A 17033-nucleotide genomic window follows, 5' to 3' on the forward strand; every position below is an offset into this window, starting at 1 on the left:
CATGGCCACTGTGAAGAGCCCTCTGCTGTCCCTGCCCGGCGCCGTCCCCGCCGAGGGAGCCGATGAAGGCGTCGCCGCCCACTACGGCGACATCTTCCGCGAACAGCGAGCCCTCGCGGACGGGACCGGTCTCGTCGACCTCTCGCACCGGGGCGTCGTCACCGTCACCGGCGAGGACCGGCTGAGCTGGCTGCATCTCCTGATCACGCAGCATGTGAGCGAGCTTCCGGCAGGACAGGCGACCGACGCGCTGATCCTCTCCTCCCACGGTCATATCGAGCACGCCCTCTATCTCGTCGACGACGGCGAGACCGTCTGGGCCCATGTCGAGCCGGGCACCCAGCAGTCGCTCATCGACTATCTGGAGTCGATGAAGTTCTTCTACCGGGTGGAGGTCGCCGACCGCACCGAGGACTTCGCCGTGGTCTATCTGCCCGCCGGCTCCATCGCCGAAGTGCCGGAGGGCGTGGCCGTACGGGAGACCCCGTACGGCCGGGATCTGTTCCTGCCGCGCGCCGATCTGGAGTCGTACGCGGGCGCGAACGGGCCGGTCGCCGGAGTCCTGGCGTACGAGGCCCTGCGCGTCGAGGGCCACCGTCCCCGCGTCGGCTTCGAGACCGATCACCGTACGATCCCGCACGAGCTGGGGCTGATCGGCTCGGCGGTCCACCTGCACAAGGGCTGCTACCGGGGGCAGGAGACCGTCGCGCGCGTCGAGAACCTGGGGAAGCCGCCGCGTCGGCTGGTCTTCCTCCACCTCGACGGCAGCGAGGTGCGTCTGCCGGGGCCCGGCACCCCCATCCGCCTGGCGTCGGACGGTGAGGACGGCCGCCAGCTGGGCTTCGTCACCACCTCCGCCCGCCACCACGAGCTGGGGCCGATCGCGCTGGCCCTGGTGAAGCGGAATGTGCCGGTGGACGCGGAGCTGATGGCGGGGGAGACGGCGGCGGCGCAGGAGACGGTCGTCGAGCCGTAGACGGCGGCCGTACGCCTTGTACGCGTCCGTCCGGAACCCCCGGCCAAGCTCGCCTCGTACATCTTGTGCGTTTCGTGCGCCTCGTACGCGTCCCGCCCGCCCCCGCCCGGAACATTCCGCGGGCCGCCCCGCTACACGTCGATCAGCACGGTGAACGGACCCTGGTTCGTCAGGGAGACGCGCATGCTCGCTCCGAAGCTGCCCGTCTCCACCTGTGCGCCCAGCGCCCGCAGCCGCGCCACCACCTCATCGACCAGCGGCTCGGCCACCGGCCCCGGAGCCGCCGCGTTCCAGGTGGGGCGGCGGCCCTTCCGGGCGTCCCCGTAGAGAGTGAACTGCGAAATCACCAACAAGGGCGCATTTACGTCAGAACAGGACTTTTCGCCCTCGAGGATCCTCAGAGACCAGAGCTTGCGGGCCAGCCGCTCCGCCTGCTCCGGTGTGTCCTCATGGGTCACTCCCACCAGCACACACAGCCCCTCACCGACGATCTCGCCGACGATCCGGGACCCCGACTCATCCGCCACGGCGACGCTCGCGCCGTCGACCCTCTGCACCACTGCACGCATATGGCCCAACCTATCCGGGGGCTGAACGGGTGCAGAGCGCCTGCGTCGAACCGTGCCGGAGTGGCACGATGCACAGGGGCCGTGCATCCCCTCGGTCCTCCGGACCCAGGGAGGCCCCGAGCACCGGTCGAGGGGACGGACACAGGCACATGAGCACATCTGGCAGCGGGCAGACGACCGGAAGCGCGCCGACCGGAACCGTGATGACCGGAACCGTGACGAAGGAAGCGATGGCCACCCCGGAGCAGCCCGGACGGAACGGGCAGCCGGGACCGGGCGAGGCGACCGTACAGACCGTACAGAACGGACCCGCCGCACAGAACGGACCCGCCGCCCAGCCGGAACCGTCCGGGCCGATGGGCCGGCCGGTCGCGCCGGGCCGGGCGGCGGCCGTGGGCGGCCACCCCACCCGTCCACCCCAGCAGCGCACCGCGGGCACCCCCCGTACGGCGGACTCCCTCCCCGATCACCCGCAGTACGATCTGCCCTCCCTGCGCCTGCCCGAGCTGCGCACCCTGCGCAAGGACTCGACGCGCGACGAAGCGGACCTCAGCTATCTGCGGCGGCTGCTCCAGGGCCGGATCGACATCCTGCGGGCGGAGCTGGAACGGCGTACGGACCCGGAGTCGCCGGTCGTGGACCGGCTGTCGGAGATCCTCATGGACGCGCCGTCCCGGCACCGCACCTCGGCCCGCCATGTGACCGTGTCCACACCACACGGCGAGGAGTACCGGAGGCTGGCCGACGGCATGCTCGCCGAGGTGGAGCTGTCCGATCTGGACGCCCGTACGGACGAGGAACTCCACGCGGCGATGGGGCGGCTGGTCCGCTATGAGCAGCACGTATCGCACCGCCGCCATGCGTTGCAGCGTACGGCCGACGATTGCAGCGCCGAGATCGCCCGCAGGTACCGTGAGGGCGAAGCGCAAGTAGACGACCTGCTCATCTGAGACGGCCCGAGGCGATCCTTCGCGGCCTCCCGGAGTGGGTTCCCGACCCTGGAAGCCCACACCCCGGAGGCCGCCCGCGATGAGCAGCACCCCTGCGCCCGCATCCACCGCACCTGCATCCCCCGCACCCTCGGCCCCGGCACCCTCAGCCCCCGTGCCCGAGCCCCCCGCCCCCTCGGCTTCCGAGCTGTCGGCTTCCGAGCCGTCGGCCCCTGTGCTTCCCGCCGCGCCGCCCGTTCTCGCGGAGATCGTCCGGTCCGGCTTCGTGGAGGGACATCACCGGGGCTCCCTCGTCGTCCTGGGCGCGGACGGCGGCGTCGAGCTGGCGCTCGGCGATGTGTCGGCGCCGGTCTTCCCCCGGTCCAGCAGCAAGCCTCTTCAGGCCGTCGCCGTACTGCGGGCCGGGCTGGACCTCTCCGGCGAACGGCTGGCGCTGGCCGCCGCGAGCCACTCCGGGGAGGACTTCCACCTCGATCTCGTACGGAAGATGCTCGCCGAGCACGGAGTGACCACCGCCGAGCTGCGGACCCCGCCGGATCTGCCGCTCGACCCGGTGGAGGCGGAGACGTACCTCGCGGCGGGCCGGGTCCGTGACCGGGTCACCATGAACTGCTCCGGCAAGCACGCGGCGATGCTCGCCGCCTGCGCGCTGAACGGCTGGGACCGTACGGCGTATCTCGACCCCGCCCACCCTCTTCAGCGCCTCGTCCGCGAGGTCGTCGAGGAGGCGTCGGGCGAACGGGTCGCGGCGGTCGGCACGGACGGCTGCGGCGCGCCCCTGATGGCGATCGGCCTGACCGGTCTCGCGCGGGCGTTCCGCTCCCTCGTACGCGCCGGGGCCGGGTCGCCGGAACGGCGGGTCGCGGACGCGATGCGCGCCCACCCCGCCTATGTGGCGGGCACCCGCCGAGCCGACACCTGGCTGATGAGCGAAGTGCCGGGCGCGCTCTCCAAGATGGGCGCGGAGGCGGTTCAGGCCGTCGCGCTCGCGGACGGCCGGGCGCTCGCCTTCAAGGTCGACGACGGCTCGGGCCGGGCGCTCGGGCCGGTCCTGGGGCGGGCGCTGGAACTGATGGGGGTGGACGCTCCGGTCGTGGCGAGGATCCGCCATTCGCCCCTGCTCGGAGGGGGTACGGCGGTCGGCGAAATTCGGGCGACTTTCTGACCGCGCTCTGCCTAGCTTGCTCCGTATGAGCCTCGAAACCCGCGTCATCACCGAGTCCGAGTACCCCGACTGGACGAGGGCGCTCTACGCCGGCTTTCTGCGTCCCCCGACCGTGTCGGCGGAGGAGGTGGCGGTGCGCCGGGAGGACGCCGACCTGGCCCGGGTCAGCGGGGCCTTCGACGGCGGGCGCTGTGTGGCGACGTACCGCACGTTCGCCCAGCGGCTCACGGTGGTCGGCGGCGCGGAGGTGGCGGCGAACGCCGTCACCAATGTCGCCGTCACCGCCACGCACCGCCGCCGCGGGCTGCTGAGCCGGCTGATCACCGCGGACCTGCGGGAGGCGAGGGAGCGCGGTGACGCGGTGGCGACGCTGATCGCCGCCGAGTACCCGATCTACGGGCGGTACGGATTCGGCGCGGCGACCTGGACCACCGAGTGGGCCGTCGACATCCCGCGCGCCGGTCTCGACCGCCGTCGCTCCGACCCGCTGGACGGCGGCCGTATCGATCTCGTCGACATCACGGACGTACGTGAACTGGGCCCCCGGCTGCATGCCCGGCTCGCCGCCCTCCAGCCGGGCACGGTGAGCCGGAACGACCGCTGGTGGGAGCTTCGCACGGGTGCCGTCCAGCTCGCCGGCGACCCGTGGAAGGAGCCGTTCCACGCGGTGTACCGCTCGGAGTCCGGGGAGGTCGAGGGCCTGGTCGCCTACGCGGCGGACGACAGCTGGGGCGATGCCAAGCAGCCGCAGAACACGGCGACCGTGAGCGAACTGCTGGCGCTGACGCCCGCGGCCGAGCGGGCGCTGTGGCGGTTCGTCTGCTCGATCGACTGGGTCACCACGGTCCGGTCCGGCCACCGCGCCCCGGACAGCCTCCTTCCGCTTCTCCTCCCGGACCCGCGCGCCGCGCGGGTGCTGACGCACGCGGACTTCCTGTGGGTGCGGATCCTGGACGTCGTACGCTCCCTGGAGGCCCGCGCCTACGGTGCGTCCGCCACCCTCGTCCTGGAACTCCACGACGCGCTGGGACTCTCGTCCGGCCGCTTCCGCCTGGACGCGACCCCGGACGGCGCGTCCTGCGCCCCGACCTCCGAGTCGCCTGATCTGACCCTGGACGTAAGGGAGTTGGGCTCGCTCTATCTGGGCGACGAGTCGGCCGTGCGGCTGGCCGCCCTGGGGGCGCTGGAGGAGAACCGGGCGGGGGCGGTGCTGGAGGCCGAGCGGGTGTTCCGTACGCCGCGGCGGCCCTGGTGCCCGGACATCTTCTGACCGGAGGCCGCCGGGAGGCCGCCGGTCAGCTGTCAGGGTCCGGCGGCCACGGCCGGGGCTATCAGCAGCGCGCCCCCGATGCCGGCGCAGGTGGCGTTCTCGGACTTGACTCCCAGGGCCAGCAGGGTGAAGCCCAGCGAGGCCACCACGCCGTACCGCCATTGCACGAGCTGCTCGAATCCGAGGGTCATCAGAGTCATGGTGGTTCACTCCTTCAAGGAGAAGGCGCCGGAGCTCGCACACCGTTGTGCTGCGGGGACTGCCTGCTTGACTGGGACTTTGCTCAGTTGTCCAACTGCCGTTCAAATTAGTCTGGTTGACTTGTTTGTTTACTGCCCGTTGAAGGTTGCCTGCCAAACTTGTCTGGTTGTACGGATTTCTATACGCCCTCTCCGGACCGATGTTGATGGGTTGTGCTGTTCATCTCTCCTTGGTTGACGGGTGGTTGTAGGGTTGTGGGGTGACGAGTCATGGGCCTGTCCCGAGGGAGGCCACCTACCGGTACCGGCGGGTGGCCGACAAGTTGCGCAAGGAGATCAACAGCAAGACGTACGCCCCCGGAGAGCGCCTGCCGACCCAGGAGGCCCTTGCCGGGAAGTACGAGGTCTCCCGGGCCACCGTGCTCCAGGCGCTCGATCTGCTCCGCGAGGAAGGTCTGATCGTCACCCGCCAGGGCAGCGGCACCTTCGTCTCGGGCGTTCCGGGCGCGACCCCGCAGAGCGCGGACACGGAAACGGACACGGACGATGTCTGGGCCTTCGTCTCCGAGCGGGTTCCGCCGGTCATCCTGGAGCCGTATCTGGAGGAGGCGTTCGAGGCCACGGAAGTGACGCTCGACGTCTTCTCGATGACCACCGAGTCCCTGGCCACGCGGGTGTCCGACCAGAAGGTGCGCATCATCGCCGGGAGGATCCGCCCACCGCGCAGCATCACGGCCCGGCTGATGCTCCCCGACACCTCGTCGCCCCATCTCGCGATACCGCGGCGGACGGACGGCACGGACGACCCACGGGTGGGCAGGCGGCTGCGGGGCATCCTCCAGAGCCATGCCACGCTGCTCCAGTCGTCGCTGTACGAACTGCGTGACCGCGGCTATGTGGAGGAGGTCTCGGTCCAGATCCGGCTGGTGCCCTTCTCGCCGCAGATCAAGCTCTACATCCTGAACCGCCGGCTGGCCCTCCAGGGCTTCTACCCTCCGGCCGAGGGGGCCGTCAGGCTCCCTCCGAACCATGAAATGGTGACGATCTTCGACTCCTACGGCACCGGGGCCACTCTTTTCCCCTACCGTGCCGCAGCCGACTCCACTCCGGAGCAGGCCGGAATCGTCCACGCGGCCCAGAAATTCTACGATCTGACTTGGGAGAACCTGGCCAAAGAGTCCGAAGATTAAAGCCCTGAAGGTGACGGCGTGGGGGCGGCACACCCGAGGGCGGAAATCCCGAATCCGAAAGACCGAGAAAACTCTCACATGCAACATAACTCAATCCCCCAGGCGGCTCCGGCCGCGATGCGCGCCCTGCTGTCCCGTGCCCGAGGTGTCGTCCTGGACCTCGACGGTCCCGTCGCCCGGGTCTTCGCCGGTGAACCCGCCCAGACCGCCGCACACCGCATGCTGGAGATCGCCGAGCAGGACGGCTGCGTGGTCGAGAGGCTGCGCGGCTGCACCGACCCGATCGCCGTGCTGTACGGATACACCGCGGAGATGGAGGAGCGGAACGGCCGCGACGGCTGGGACAAGGCGGTCGCGAAAATGCACGACGAACTCGACGCCTATGAGTGGCAGGCCGCCGCGTCGGCCGAGCCGACACCGGGTGCGGAGGAATTCATCAGGGCCTGCTGGGAATCGGGCAGATCCCTCTCGGTCGCGACCAACAACAATACGGACGCGGCCGTCCGTATTCTCGCGGGAATGAATGTCGTCGAACTCTTCGAAGGCCGTGTCGTCGGCCGTTCACGAGACGCCCTCCTCATGAAGCCGCATCCGTGGTCGCTGGAGCGGGCCATGGTGGAGGGGGTGCCCGCGGCCGGGCATCTGATGATCGGCGACACGGCCACGGACTACCGTGCCGCCATGACGGCGGAGATGGAGTTCTGCGGCTACCACCACGAGCGGTGGGGCCGGGAGCGGTTGGGGGCCGCGGGGGCGGAGTTGATCACCGACAGCATGCGGACTCTCGTCTCGTACGTGTGACTCGGTCTCGTGCGTGTGACTCACTCGTACCGGCGGTTCGAACTCACTCGTACCGGAGGTTCGTGTCGCCGGCCGTGCGGTCTGGTTCGCGGCAAGTGCCGTGAGCCGGACCGCGGTCGTGTCGGGGAGCTGTTCCGGGGTGCTCTGCCCGACACGTGCTTCCACGTGCGTCCGCGCCCTGATCGCCCGTCACCCCCGCGCGCCCTTCACCGTGTCCGTACCCGGAACAGCGCACCCGACAGCGCCACCGCCACCGCCAGGATGCCTCCGCACCACGCCAGCGCCGTCCAGGGCGAGGCGCCCACCGGCTCGGAGAGCAAGAGACCGCGCAGCGACTCGATCAGCGGGGTCACGGGCTGGTGGTCGGCGAAGGCGTGGAGCCAGCCGGGCATCGTGTCGATGGGGACGAACGCGCTGCTCGGGTAGGGCAGGAACGTCATGAAGAAGGTGAATCCGCCCGCCGCTTCGGGAGTACGGGCCAGCAGACCGACCGCGGCCGAGAGCCAGGAGATCGCCACCAGGAAGACGACCAGCAGGCCGAAGGCGGCGAGCCAGCCGGAGAGGGAGGCGCTCGGGCGGAAGCCGATGAGGAGGGCGACGGTGAGGACCAGGGCTGTGGAGGCGAGGTTGCGGAGGGTGCTGGCGGCGACATGGCCCGCGACGATCGCCGTGCCGCCCACGTCGAGGGAGCGGAAGCGGTCGATGATGCCGCCCTTCATGTCCTCGCTCACCCCCACCGCCGTGGTGGACGCGCCGAAGGAGGCGCAGAGGATCAGGATGCCGGGGACGACATAGGTCACGTACCGCGTGCCGGTGTCGATCGCGCCGCCGAAGAAGTAGACGAAGACCACCATCAGCATCAGCGGCAGCGCCATCGAGGTGATGAGAGCGTCGGTGTTGCGCCGGCTGACGCGGATGCCGCGGCCCGCCATCGTCGCCGTACTGCTCAGTGCGCTACGACGGAGCGCGTTCCGGCTGACTGCTCTGTGGCTCAGTGCGTTCTTCTTGCTCAGTGCGTTCCTACTCGGCGCGTTCTTGCTCAGCGCGTCAGACATGCGAGGGCTCCTTGCCGGTCAGGGCCTCCTTGCCGGTCAGGGCGAGGAAGACGTCGTCGAGCGTGGCCTGCTGGAGCGAGAAGGAGGCGATATCGCGGCGCTCCGGATCGGCGGCGTCCAGCAGGGCCCTGATCTCCGCGGCCGTGCCGTCCGTCGGAAGCCCGACCGTCAGGGTCTCGGGAGAGCGGTGGACGGCCTCCGGCAGGGACGGCAGGCGGGAGACGACCCGCAGATACGCCTCCGCGTCGGCGAGCACGAGATCGATCCGGTGGCCCGCGACCCTCGCCTTCAGCTCGGCCGCCGTGCCCTGGGCGACCAGCCGTCCGCCGTCGACCAGGGCGATCTCGTCCGCCAGCCGGTCGGCCTCCTCCAGATACTGGGTGGTGAGGAAGACGGAAGCGCCTCCCGTCGACAACTCTCGTACGACCTGCCACAACTCCGCCCGGCTGCGCGGATCGAGGCCCGTCGTCGGCTCGTCGAGGAAGACGACCTCCGGATCGCCGACCAGGCCGGCCGCGAGATCGAGACGTCGGCGCATACCGCCGGAGTAGGTGTCGGTACGGCGGCGGGCGGCCCCGGTGAGGTCGAAGCGTTCGAGGAGGTCGGCGGCGCGCCGGGCGGCGGCCTTCCGGGAGAGACCGGTCAGCCGGGCCATCATCCGCAGGTTCTCCTCCCCGGTCTGCTTCTCGTCGATGGCCGCGAACTGGCCGGTCAGGCTGATGGCCCGGCGTACGCGGGAGCGCTCGGCGACGACGTCGTGCCCGGCGACGCGGGCATGTCCGGCGTCCGCCGTGGTGAGCGTGGCGAGAATCCGGACGGTGGTCGTCTTGCCGGCGCCGTTCGGGCCGAGCAGTGCGAAGACGGCTCCCCGGTCGACGCGCAGATCGATCCCGTCGAGGACCCTGACCTCCCCGTACGCCTTGACGAGACCGGTGGCCTCGACGGCGGGTGACTGACTCATCTGGGACTCCCCCTTCTGCGTATGGCATACGCGTTATTGCGTAAGGGTTACGCATTACTAGGATGTGCGTCAAGGACCAGGTGAGGGCCGGAGGCGAAGAGGCCGGAGGTGAAGGGGCCGGAGGTCAGACGCGCGGGACGAAGAGTGAGAGGCGAAGGGTGAGAGGCGAGGGGCGAGGGGTGAACGAGGACCGCGGCCGTGACGGCAACGAGGACCGCGGCCGTGACGGCACGGGACTGCCCGCCAGCATCGAGGCGGCGTGGGGTCTGCGCGAACGCCCGTCCAAGGGGCCGAAACCCGGTCTCAGCCTGGACCGGATCGTCGGCGCGGCGGTCGCCGTGGCGGCAGCCGAGGGGCTCGGCGCGGTGTCGATGGGGCGGGTCGCCAAGGAGTTGGGCGTCTCGACGATGTCCCTCTACCGCTATGTCTCGGCCAAGGACGAGCTGTACATCCTGATGCAGGAGGCGGTCATGGGCCTGCCGCCCGCGCCGCCCCCGCCCGGAACGGGCTGGCGCGAGGCGATCACCGCCTGGGCGGCGGCGCAGCGCGCGATGATGCGCCGCAATCTCTGGTTCCTGCGCATCCCGATCTCGGGCCCGCCCGCGACCCCCAATTCGGTGGCCTGGTGGGAGCAGGGGCTGGCCGCCTTGGAGGACACCGGTCTCGGCGAAGGCGACAAGATCTCGGTCATCCTGCTGATCGGGGGTTTCGTGCGCAACGAATCGCTGCTGATGGCGGATCTGGCGCAGGCGGTCGAGTCCAGCGGGGTGGGCGCGGAGGAGGTCATGCGCCGGTACGCCACCACGCTCAGGCGGCTGGCCGACCCGGAGCGCTATCCGTCGGTGGCGCGGCTGCTGGAGTCCACGGTGATGTACGAGCCGGACGAGCCGGACGCCGAGTTCACGTTCGGGATGGACCGGATCCTGGACGGGATCGAGGCGCTGGTACAGAAGAGGCGGGCCGGTTCGTGAGCGGCGGTACGGGTACGGGTCCGGCGGGCGGCGCGGACGGCGCGGGCAGGGCGGGCGGCGTGGACAGGGCGGGCATTACGGGCGCGGACGGCGTCGAGTCCGGCGGGCTGCGCGAGCGCAAGAAGCGGCAGACCCGCCGCGCGATCTCGGACGCGGCGATCACGCTCTTCCTGCGTGAGGGATTCGACCGTGTCTCGGTCGCCGAGGTCGCCGCCGCCGCCGATGTGTCCAAGCCGACGCTCTTCCGGTACTTCCCCGCCAAGGAGGACCTGGTCCTGCACCGGTTCGGCGACCACGAGGACGAACCGGCCCGCGTCGTCGCGGGCCGGCCGCCGGGCGTCTCGCCTCTGGAGGCCCTGCGCCGGCACGTCCTCGACGGTCTGGAGCGGTCCGACCCCGTGACCGGGCTCAGCGACGCACCCGAGGTGCTCGCCTTTCACCGTCTGCTGTACGGGACGCCCGCACTGGTCGCACGGCTGTACGCGTACCAGGCGAGGTCCGAGGAGGTGCTGGCCGCGGCCCTGGGCGGCGGAGTCGGCGGGCGGCTGGCCGCCGGTCAGATCGTCGCCGTGCTGAGGATCCTCGCCGAGGAGAACTGGCGCCGGATCGCGGCCGGGGAGAGCGCCGACGAGGTACGGGAGGACGCGGTGGCCTCGGCCGGGCTGGCGTTCGACCAGCTCGGGGAGGGGCTCGGCGGGCTCGCGATGCCATGACCGGGACTCAATAGTTACTCGGTCAAGAAAATTACTCAGTTACGTTATTCTCGGTGGAATGACGGAGACCGACGCACCCGACCCTGCCTCGGCGCAGGCCCCGGCCCCACCCTCCTCAGCAGCTGATCCGGCTCTTGCCCTCGCACGGGAGCGCGCCTACCACGACCTCTGCCGCGCGGCTTTCGCCGGGATGGTCGACGACGCCACGGAACAGGTCGTCATCGGCGAGAACGCCTTCGCGTCCGGCGCGGACGCCGAAGTCCTCGGCTACCAACTCCGCAGTCGCGCCAAGGAGCTGAGAGAGGAACCGGACACCCCGCTGTTCTTCGGCCGGCTCGACTTCGCGGACGACGAGAGCGCCGGGGACCACCGGCTGCAGAGCTACCACATCGGCCGCCGCCGTATCACCGCGAGAGGTCCGGCCGCCGACCCTCTGAGCGTCGGCCATGAGACCGCTGGCACAGAGACCGCCGGTACAGGGACCGCCGGTGCAGAGACCGCCGGTACAGAGACCGCCGGTGCCGGGGTAGACGGTCCCGCCGCCGGCAGCCCCGCCGACGGGCGATCCCGGCACGGGACCGCACCGCCCCTGGTCATCGACTGGCGCGCTCCCGTCTCCCGCGCCTTCTACCAGGCGAGCCCACGCGATCCGCAGGGAGTGGCCGTACGCAGACGCTTCGGCTGGGCGCCCTTCAGCGAGGGGGACTCGGCCGATCTGACCGGTCTGGAGGACGAACACCTGGCGGGAGGGCGCGGGGACCGGGCGGAAGGGGACCCGGACCCGGCGGCGGGCCCGGACCCGGCGGCGGGCGGAGCGGGAACCAGCACGATCGTCGCCGACGAGATCGAGCGCCCGCGCGTGGGCCCGATGCGGGACATCGCGGCCACCATCCAGCCCGAGCAGGACGACCTCGTACGCGCCGGACCCGCCGAATCCCTCTGCGTCCAGGGCGCGCCCGGCACCGGCAAGACCGCCGTGGGCCTGCACCGGGCCGCTTATCTCCTCTACACCCACCCCCAGCGCGTCCAGCGCGGCGGACTGCTGGTCCTGGGGCCCAACCGCACGTTCCTCTCCTACATCTCCCGTGTGCTGCCCTCACTCGGCGAGACCGGGATCCGGCAGTCGACCGTCCACGAGGAGATCGCCCGCCACGAGGTGCGGGCCGTGGACAGTCCCGCGGCGGCGCTGGTCAAGCACGACGCCCGGATGGCCGCAGTGCTGCACCGGGCGCTGTACGCCGGGATCTCGCCGCCCGCCGAACCGGTCGCCGTGCCCGACGGTTCGTACCGCTGGCGCGTTCCGCTCGGCGAACTGGAGCGGATCGTCGACGAGGTGCGCGCGGAAGCACCCCCGTACGCCGTGGGACGCGAACGCGTCCGCACCCGCGCCGTCCGCGCGATCCAGCTCCTCGCGGAACGCCGGGCCGGACCCACAAGCAGCACCTGGGAGCAGCGGATCGGGCGGTCCCGGCCGGTGGCGGCCTTCGTGGACGCGGTGTGGCCGAAGGCGCGGCCCGAGGAGGTGCTGGCGGCGCTCCTGTGCGACCCGGCGGATCCAGGGCTCACCGCTGAGGAGCGGGACGCGATCCGCTGGCGGAATCCGCCGCGCTCGTACCGGTCCGCGCGGTGGACGGAGGCGGATCTCGTGCTTCTGGACGAACTCGCGGGCCTCGTGGAGCGTCCCGCCGGATACGGGCATGTCGTGGTCGACGAGGCCCAGGACCTCTCTCCGATGCAGTGCCGTGCGATCGCGCGCCGGGCGGGCTTCGGCTCGCTGACCGTGCTCGGCGACCTCGCGCAGGGCACCACTCCCTGGGCGGCCCGCGCCTGGCCCGCCCAACTGGCGCATCTCGGCAAGCCGGACGCGGCTGTGATCCCGCTGACGGCCGGCTTCCGTGTTCCCGCGGCGATCGTCTCCTTCGCCAATCGGCTGGTCGGCTCGCTCGGCGTCGATGTGCCGGTCGCGCGGTCCCTGCGCGGGGACGGTGAGCTGACGGTCCGCCGGGTCGGCGATCTGAGCGCGGCCACGGTCGATGCCGTACGGGCGGCGCTGACCCGCGAGGGCTCGATCGGGGTCATCGCGGCGGAGCAGGACGTCCGTCGGCTGCGTACGGCACTCGCGGACGCGGGCATCGGCACGGAAGCAGGTGCGGGAACAAGTGCGGGAACAAGCGCGGGAGCAAGCGCAGGCACAGGCCCGGACCTGGGCCCGGACGTCGGCCAAGGGGCGGAGGCGCGGGTGACCGTACTGCCCGCGACCGTCGCCAAGGGCCTGGAGTACGACCATGTCGTGGTCGTCGAACCGGCCGCCATCGTGGCGGCGGAGCCGCGCGGACTGCACCGGCTGTACGTCGTTCTCACCCGCGCCGTCTCCCGGCTGGACGTCCTCCACGAGCGCCCGCTGCCGTACGAGCTGCGGGAGGTGTGAACGCCCGGAGGCTTCAGGCGGATCCGATGAGGTGAGGGGCGAGGGGGTGAGGGGGTGAGGAGGCGTGGGGTGTGATCAGGAGCATCCGGGGCGCGCGGAAACCGACCGTGCCGTACCGGTTCGTTCCGTGGCCGACCCGGTTCTGCCGCCGTCACGACCATGACGGCGGCAGAAATCCGGGCGGAGCCGCGCTGCCGCCGTACACGGAACAGCCGGAAACGGTCCAGCGGGAAACGGTCCAGCGGTACGGAACAGCCGGATACGGGCCAGCGGGTACGGTTCAGCCGGCGACGGCGGCGGTCTGGAGGACCTGGGGCTCCCTGGCCGGCAGAAGGTTCCACCACCAGCTGATGACGGGGATGTCCAGGGGCGCGTCACTGTCGTCGGTGGGTGTGGCGCGGAAGGTGCTGGGCAGGTCGGCCGGGTTGTGCGGCGTGGTGTAGCGCAGCGAGGTGATGCCCCAGTCCTGGGCGCCGCGGATGAAGTGGGACAGGCTCGTCAGATACCGGCGCAACTGCGGGCTGGCGGTGAGCGACAGGGTCTCCTGTAGCCGCAGGAAGAGGCACATCACCCGGTCGCGCTGGGCGATGACGCTGGCCAGGGCTTCGTCGGTGGTGAGGCCCTCGTGGTGTTCGAGCACCCGCAGGGCGTTGAGGTAGTAGCCGCTGCCCGCCTTCTCCTTGTGGTGGGAGAAGATGTCGTTGTCCCACACGATGATGAAGGAGGCCATCTCACCCGCGGCGCGGGTGGCCGGATGGTCGCGCTCATGGGGCTGGAGTTCGTAGTCGTGCGCCATCTCCAGCATGGGGAGCACCACGGTGCACGCGCCGTCGTAGATGCGCATGAGGGTGTAGTCATTGAGGCTGGGAACGGTCCCCGCGCGGCGGTGGTCGGCCTCCCAGGCGACGGAGAAGAAGTACTCGCGCAGTGCGTCGACCCAGCGCGCGGACTGTCCATGAGTGCCGTACTGGGAGACACGGGCCCGCAGATCGCGCAGTCCGTTGGCCAGCGGGTCGGCCAGCAGGAACGGGCTGTCAGGGTTCTGGGCGATCCGAAGCAGGCGGTGGAGCACCCCGACGAGGTCGCCGGGACGGTAGCCCAGGTCGCTCTCCTCGCAGTAGCCGTCATCGACACCGAAGAGCCAGAGGATGAAATCGGAGAGGAGGGAGACGACCTCCTCACGGCCTTCCGGAAGGATCCTGGCCGAGAATGTACCGATGTCGTGCCGGACGAGCCGGCTGCGCAGTTCCGGGGAGCCGATGCCGAAAGCCTCCGCCCAGACCGCGGTCTGGGTGTCGATATCGGCGTGGCTCGGGTGGATCGCCGGGGATATCGGGGAGTAGATCGGGGGAACGGTCAGCTTTGGACCCACCCTTGATCACCTCTCTGCGGGAATTGACCACTATGCGTACGGACATGCGCGGGGGGTGTCTTGTGTTGATCAACTACGGCGCATAGTACTCATGGGTCACAAGCCGTCCAACAGGGGCTTCTCGCCACACCTGCGCTCGTCACCCTGCCGGACGCTCGCGGCGGCGTTGCCTTCGATGGCCGGAACCCGCCGTCGGGGTCAACGTATTACGCAGGGGTCCTGCGGCAGAAAGCCCTGATGAAACGCTACGGCTGGGGTTGGCCGGAAGGTGACACGCCAGGCCCTCAGGATGTCTGCGGGAGGGACCTGCGGGAAGGGTGCGACGACGTTACGGGGGGTGAGACTTCCGACACACTCAGCAGATGTTCGTCCTGGCCAATGGGGTAAATGCGGGCAGTTATAGTGAAAATGCACGTCCGGTCCGGTGTCGATCGAGAGAGTCGGTCGGTGTGTCGATATGACGATCCTTTGTAATGACGACATGCATTGGCCAGAAAGGGACGTTTAGTTCTCGCCGGTTCAAGGCTGCCTTTCCGGTCGAGCCGAACCGGCGTCGAGCCGCCATCACGGACCGTCAGACTCCGGCCGGTCTCCGCCGCCGTCCATGCCCGTGCCCGATCCCCGCACGCGATCCCCGCACGCGATTCCCGCGCCCGCTCCCCGCGCGCGATTCCCGCGCCCGCTCCCCGCGCTCCCTGTGCGCTGGTCGGCTCCGGTGGTCCACTCCCGCCGGTCGGATCTCACCCTCGCCGCCGTGGCCGTACGGACGCGATCGCACCGTGCCCCCTCGCTCCGCCGCCGCCCGAACCCGACTCTTCGGCGGTGCGCGGGTCTTGGGCGGGGTGCCGGGCCGGTCGCGTGACCTGGGCGAACGCGGGCGAGCCGGGAGCCGGACGCTCTCGCCCCGCCGTTCGGGCCGCGTCCGCGCCGAGTCCGGCGCGCGGCCCGACGAGACGTGCTCCCCGGTGCCTTCCGAGGGCCCGCCAACGCCCCCGACACCGCGAGCAACCGGACAACAAATCTTCCTTGACAATAAAATTTGTCGGTCATAGTCTGCGGTCATGCAGGACATCGCAGTGATCGAGGACCCGGCCGCGGCCGAGGTCTCGCTGGACCCCATCCGGGCCCGGCTGCTGGCCGAGCTGAGCGAGCCCGGCTCGGCGACCATGCTGGCCGCGAAGGTCGGCCTGCCCCGGCAGAAGGTCAACTACCACCTGAAGACGCTGGAGGCCCACGGACTCGTCGAGATGATCGAGGAGCGTCGCAAGGGCAATGTCAACGAGCGCATCATGCGGGCGACCGCGGCCTCCTATGTGATCTCCCCGACCGCGCTCGCGTCGGTCGAGCCCGACCCGGCCCGTTCCCCCGACCAGTTGTCGGCGAACTGGCTGCTGGCCGTCGCGGCCCGGCTGGTCCGCGACGTCGGCGCGCTCCTCACCGGCGCCGCCCGAGCGCGCAAGCGCGTCGCGACCTTCGCGATCGACGGCGAGGTGCGCTTCGCCTCGGCCGCCGACCGGGCCGCGTTCGCCGAGGAACTGGCCGGGGCCGTCACGACCCTGGTCGCCAAATACCACGATGAATCCGCCGAGCGCGGCCGCGACCACCGGATCGTCGTCGCCGTCCACCCGAGCATGAAGGAAGTCCGATGACGCACCCGTTCGAGCTGAGCCAGGAGATCGAGTTCGCCGCCACACCGGAGCAGGTCTGGGCCGCGATCGCGACCGGGCCGGGAGTCGACTCCTGGTTCATGGGACGCAGCGAATTCGGCACCGCCGAGGGCGAGACCACCGAGTTCACCATGATGGGCCACACCTCGCAGGGCACGATCACCGCGTACGAGCCGGGTACCCGCTTCGCGACCCGCGAGGCGGAGGCCCCCGACGGCCAGTTCATGGCGATGGAGTACCTCATCGAGGGGCGCGGCGGCGGCTCGACCGCGCTGCGGATCGTGCAGAGCGGAATGCTCGGCGACGACTGGGAGACCGAGTTCGAGGCGATGAAGACCGGCTGGCCCATCTATCTGGAGACGCTGAGGCAGTACCTCACGTACTTCACCGGCCGCACCCCGACGGTCACCACACTCTTCCGGCCCGGAGCGGGCGACCCGGAGGCCGTCTGGAAGATCGTCACCGAGTCCCTGGGTGTCACGCCCGACGTCGCGGAGGGCAGCGAGGTCCGGCTCCCGGACGGCTCCGCCGGGGTCGTGTTCCACGTGAATCCGCTCGGCAACCTGGGCGTCCGGACTGACGAGGGTCTCTACCGGTTCATCCACTCCGGCACCGAACGCGGCAACGCTCTGGTGCTGGGCCACCAGAACTTCGCGGGCCGCGAGGAGCAGGCCACCTGGGACGCCTGGGCGGCCGAGTGCTTCGGCTGACCGACCGGCCGGCCACAGCATCAGCCAGTCGGCCG

The 17033-nt window shown here is 70.6% G+C and carries 16 protein-coding genes; 11 read left to right on the forward strand and 5 right to left on the reverse strand.

Going from position 1 to position 17033, the window contains the following annotated elements; translation table 11 throughout:
- The first annotated feature begins 10 nt into the window (after positions 1–10).
- Positions 11–976 carry a CAF17-like 4Fe-4S cluster assembly/insertion protein YgfZ gene (gene ygfZ / locus ACWEFL_RS27750; RefSeq protein ID WP_451717547.1) on the forward strand — a complete coding sequence of 322 codons (966 nt, stop codon included), beginning with the start codon at positions 11–13 and terminating at the stop codon, positions 974–976.
- 131 nt (positions 977–1107) lie between these two features.
- On the opposite strand, the gene dtd is transcribed toward ygfZ, so the two are convergent.
- Entirely contained in the window at positions 1108–1545 is a 438-nt protein-coding gene (dtd, locus tag ACWEFL_RS27755) for a D-aminoacyl-tRNA deacylase (protein ID WP_451717438.1), read from the reverse strand.
- A 356-nt stretch (positions 1546–1901) separates the two neighbouring features.
- Between dtd and ACWEFL_RS27760 the strand changes: the two genes are divergently transcribed.
- The 3 genes from ACWEFL_RS27760 to ACWEFL_RS27770 all read left to right on the forward strand — a co-directional run bounded on the left by ACWEFL_RS27760 (position 1902) and on the right by ACWEFL_RS27770 (position 4930).
- Complete coding sequence (locus tag ACWEFL_RS27760) at positions 1902–2495, forward strand: RsiG family protein (protein WP_451717549.1); 594 nt, start codon at positions 1902–1904, stop codon at positions 2493–2495.
- Positions 2496–2574: 79 nt separating this feature from the next.
- Entirely contained in the window at positions 2575–3660 is a 1086-nt protein-coding gene (locus ACWEFL_RS27765) for an asparaginase (protein ID WP_451717439.1), read from the forward strand.
- Positions 3661–3685: 25 nt separating this feature from the next.
- Positions 3686–4930, forward strand: a complete 1245-nt coding sequence (locus ACWEFL_RS27770) for a GNAT family N-acetyltransferase (RefSeq protein WP_451717441.1) — start codon at positions 3686–3688, stop codon at positions 4928–4930.
- 32 nt (positions 4931–4962) lie between these two features.
- Here ACWEFL_RS27770 and ACWEFL_RS27775 read toward each other — a convergent pair whose 3' ends face one another.
- Positions 4963–5130, reverse strand: coding sequence for a hypothetical protein (locus tag ACWEFL_RS27775; RefSeq protein WP_451717442.1), 168 nt, complete (start codon positions 5128–5130; stop codon positions 4963–4965).
- Positions 5131–5390: 260 nt separating this feature from the next.
- Between ACWEFL_RS27775 and ACWEFL_RS27780 the strand changes: the two genes are divergently transcribed.
- Both ACWEFL_RS27780 and ACWEFL_RS27785 read left to right on the forward strand, forming a co-directional pair.
- Positions 5391–6320 carry a GntR family transcriptional regulator gene (locus ACWEFL_RS27780; protein ID WP_451717444.1) on the forward strand — a complete coding sequence of 310 codons (930 nt, stop codon included), beginning with the start codon at positions 5391–5393 and terminating at the stop codon, positions 6318–6320.
- 78 nt (positions 6321–6398) lie between these two features.
- Complete coding sequence (locus ACWEFL_RS27785) at positions 6399–7121, forward strand: HAD family hydrolase (RefSeq protein WP_451717446.1); 723 nt, start codon at positions 6399–6401, stop codon at positions 7119–7121.
- Positions 7122–7327: 206 nt separating this feature from the next.
- Here the strand turns inward: ACWEFL_RS27785 and ACWEFL_RS27790 are convergent, their stop codons facing one another.
- Together ACWEFL_RS27790 and ACWEFL_RS27795 are read right to left on the reverse strand one after the other, a co-directional pair.
- Positions 7328–8053, reverse strand: coding sequence for an ABC transporter permease (locus ACWEFL_RS27790; protein WP_451717551.1), 726 nt, complete (start codon positions 8051–8053; stop codon positions 7328–7330).
- Positions 8054–8168: 115 nt separating this feature from the next.
- Positions 8169–9137, reverse strand: coding sequence for an ATP-binding cassette domain-containing protein (locus ACWEFL_RS27795; RefSeq protein WP_451717448.1), 969 nt, complete (start codon positions 9135–9137; stop codon positions 8169–8171).
- Between the two features lie 179 nt (positions 9138–9316).
- On the opposite strand from ACWEFL_RS27795, the gene ACWEFL_RS27800 reads away from it, so the two are divergent.
- The 3 genes from ACWEFL_RS27800 to ACWEFL_RS27810 are packed head-to-tail and all read left to right on the forward strand — an operon-like array spanning position 9317 to position 13249.
- Positions 9317–10108 carry a TetR/AcrR family transcriptional regulator gene (locus tag ACWEFL_RS27800; RefSeq protein WP_451717449.1) on the forward strand — a complete coding sequence of 264 codons (792 nt, stop codon included), beginning with the start codon at positions 9317–9319 and terminating at the stop codon, positions 10106–10108.
- Between the two features lie 59 nt (positions 10109–10167).
- On the forward strand, positions 10168–10821 hold the full coding sequence (locus tag ACWEFL_RS27805) for a TetR family transcriptional regulator (protein WP_451717553.1): 654 nt from the start codon (positions 10168–10170) through the stop codon (positions 10819–10821).
- A 58-nt stretch (positions 10822–10879) separates the two neighbouring features.
- The gene (locus ACWEFL_RS27810; RefSeq protein WP_451717451.1) at positions 10880–13249 is read left to right on the forward strand and encodes a HelD family protein; all 2370 of its coding nucleotides are present in this window, start codon (positions 10880–10882) and stop codon (positions 13247–13249) included.
- A gap of 280 nt (positions 13250–13529) precedes the next feature.
- On the opposite strand, the gene ACWEFL_RS27815 is transcribed toward ACWEFL_RS27810, so the two are convergent.
- A complete protein-coding gene (locus tag ACWEFL_RS27815) occupies positions 13530–14621 on the reverse strand; it encodes a selina-4(15),7(11)-diene synthase (RefSeq protein ID WP_451717452.1) in 1092 nt (363 codons plus the stop codon).
- Positions 14622–15682: 1061 nt separating this feature from the next.
- Between ACWEFL_RS27815 and ACWEFL_RS27820 the strand changes: the two genes are divergently transcribed.
- Both ACWEFL_RS27820 and ACWEFL_RS27825 read left to right on the forward strand, forming a co-directional pair.
- Entirely contained in the window at positions 15683–16270 is a 588-nt protein-coding gene (locus ACWEFL_RS27820; RefSeq protein WP_451717454.1) for an ArsR/SmtB family transcription factor, read from the forward strand.
- The gene (locus ACWEFL_RS27825; RefSeq protein ID WP_451717456.1) at positions 16267–16998 is read left to right on the forward strand and encodes an SRPBCC family protein; all 732 of its coding nucleotides are present in this window, start codon (positions 16267–16269) and stop codon (positions 16996–16998) included. The genes ACWEFL_RS27820 and ACWEFL_RS27825 overlap by 4 nt, the downstream gene beginning before the upstream one ends.
- Positions 16999–17033: the final 35 nt, after the last annotated feature.

This window comes from Streptomyces sp. NPDC004838 (genome assembly GCF_053600955.1).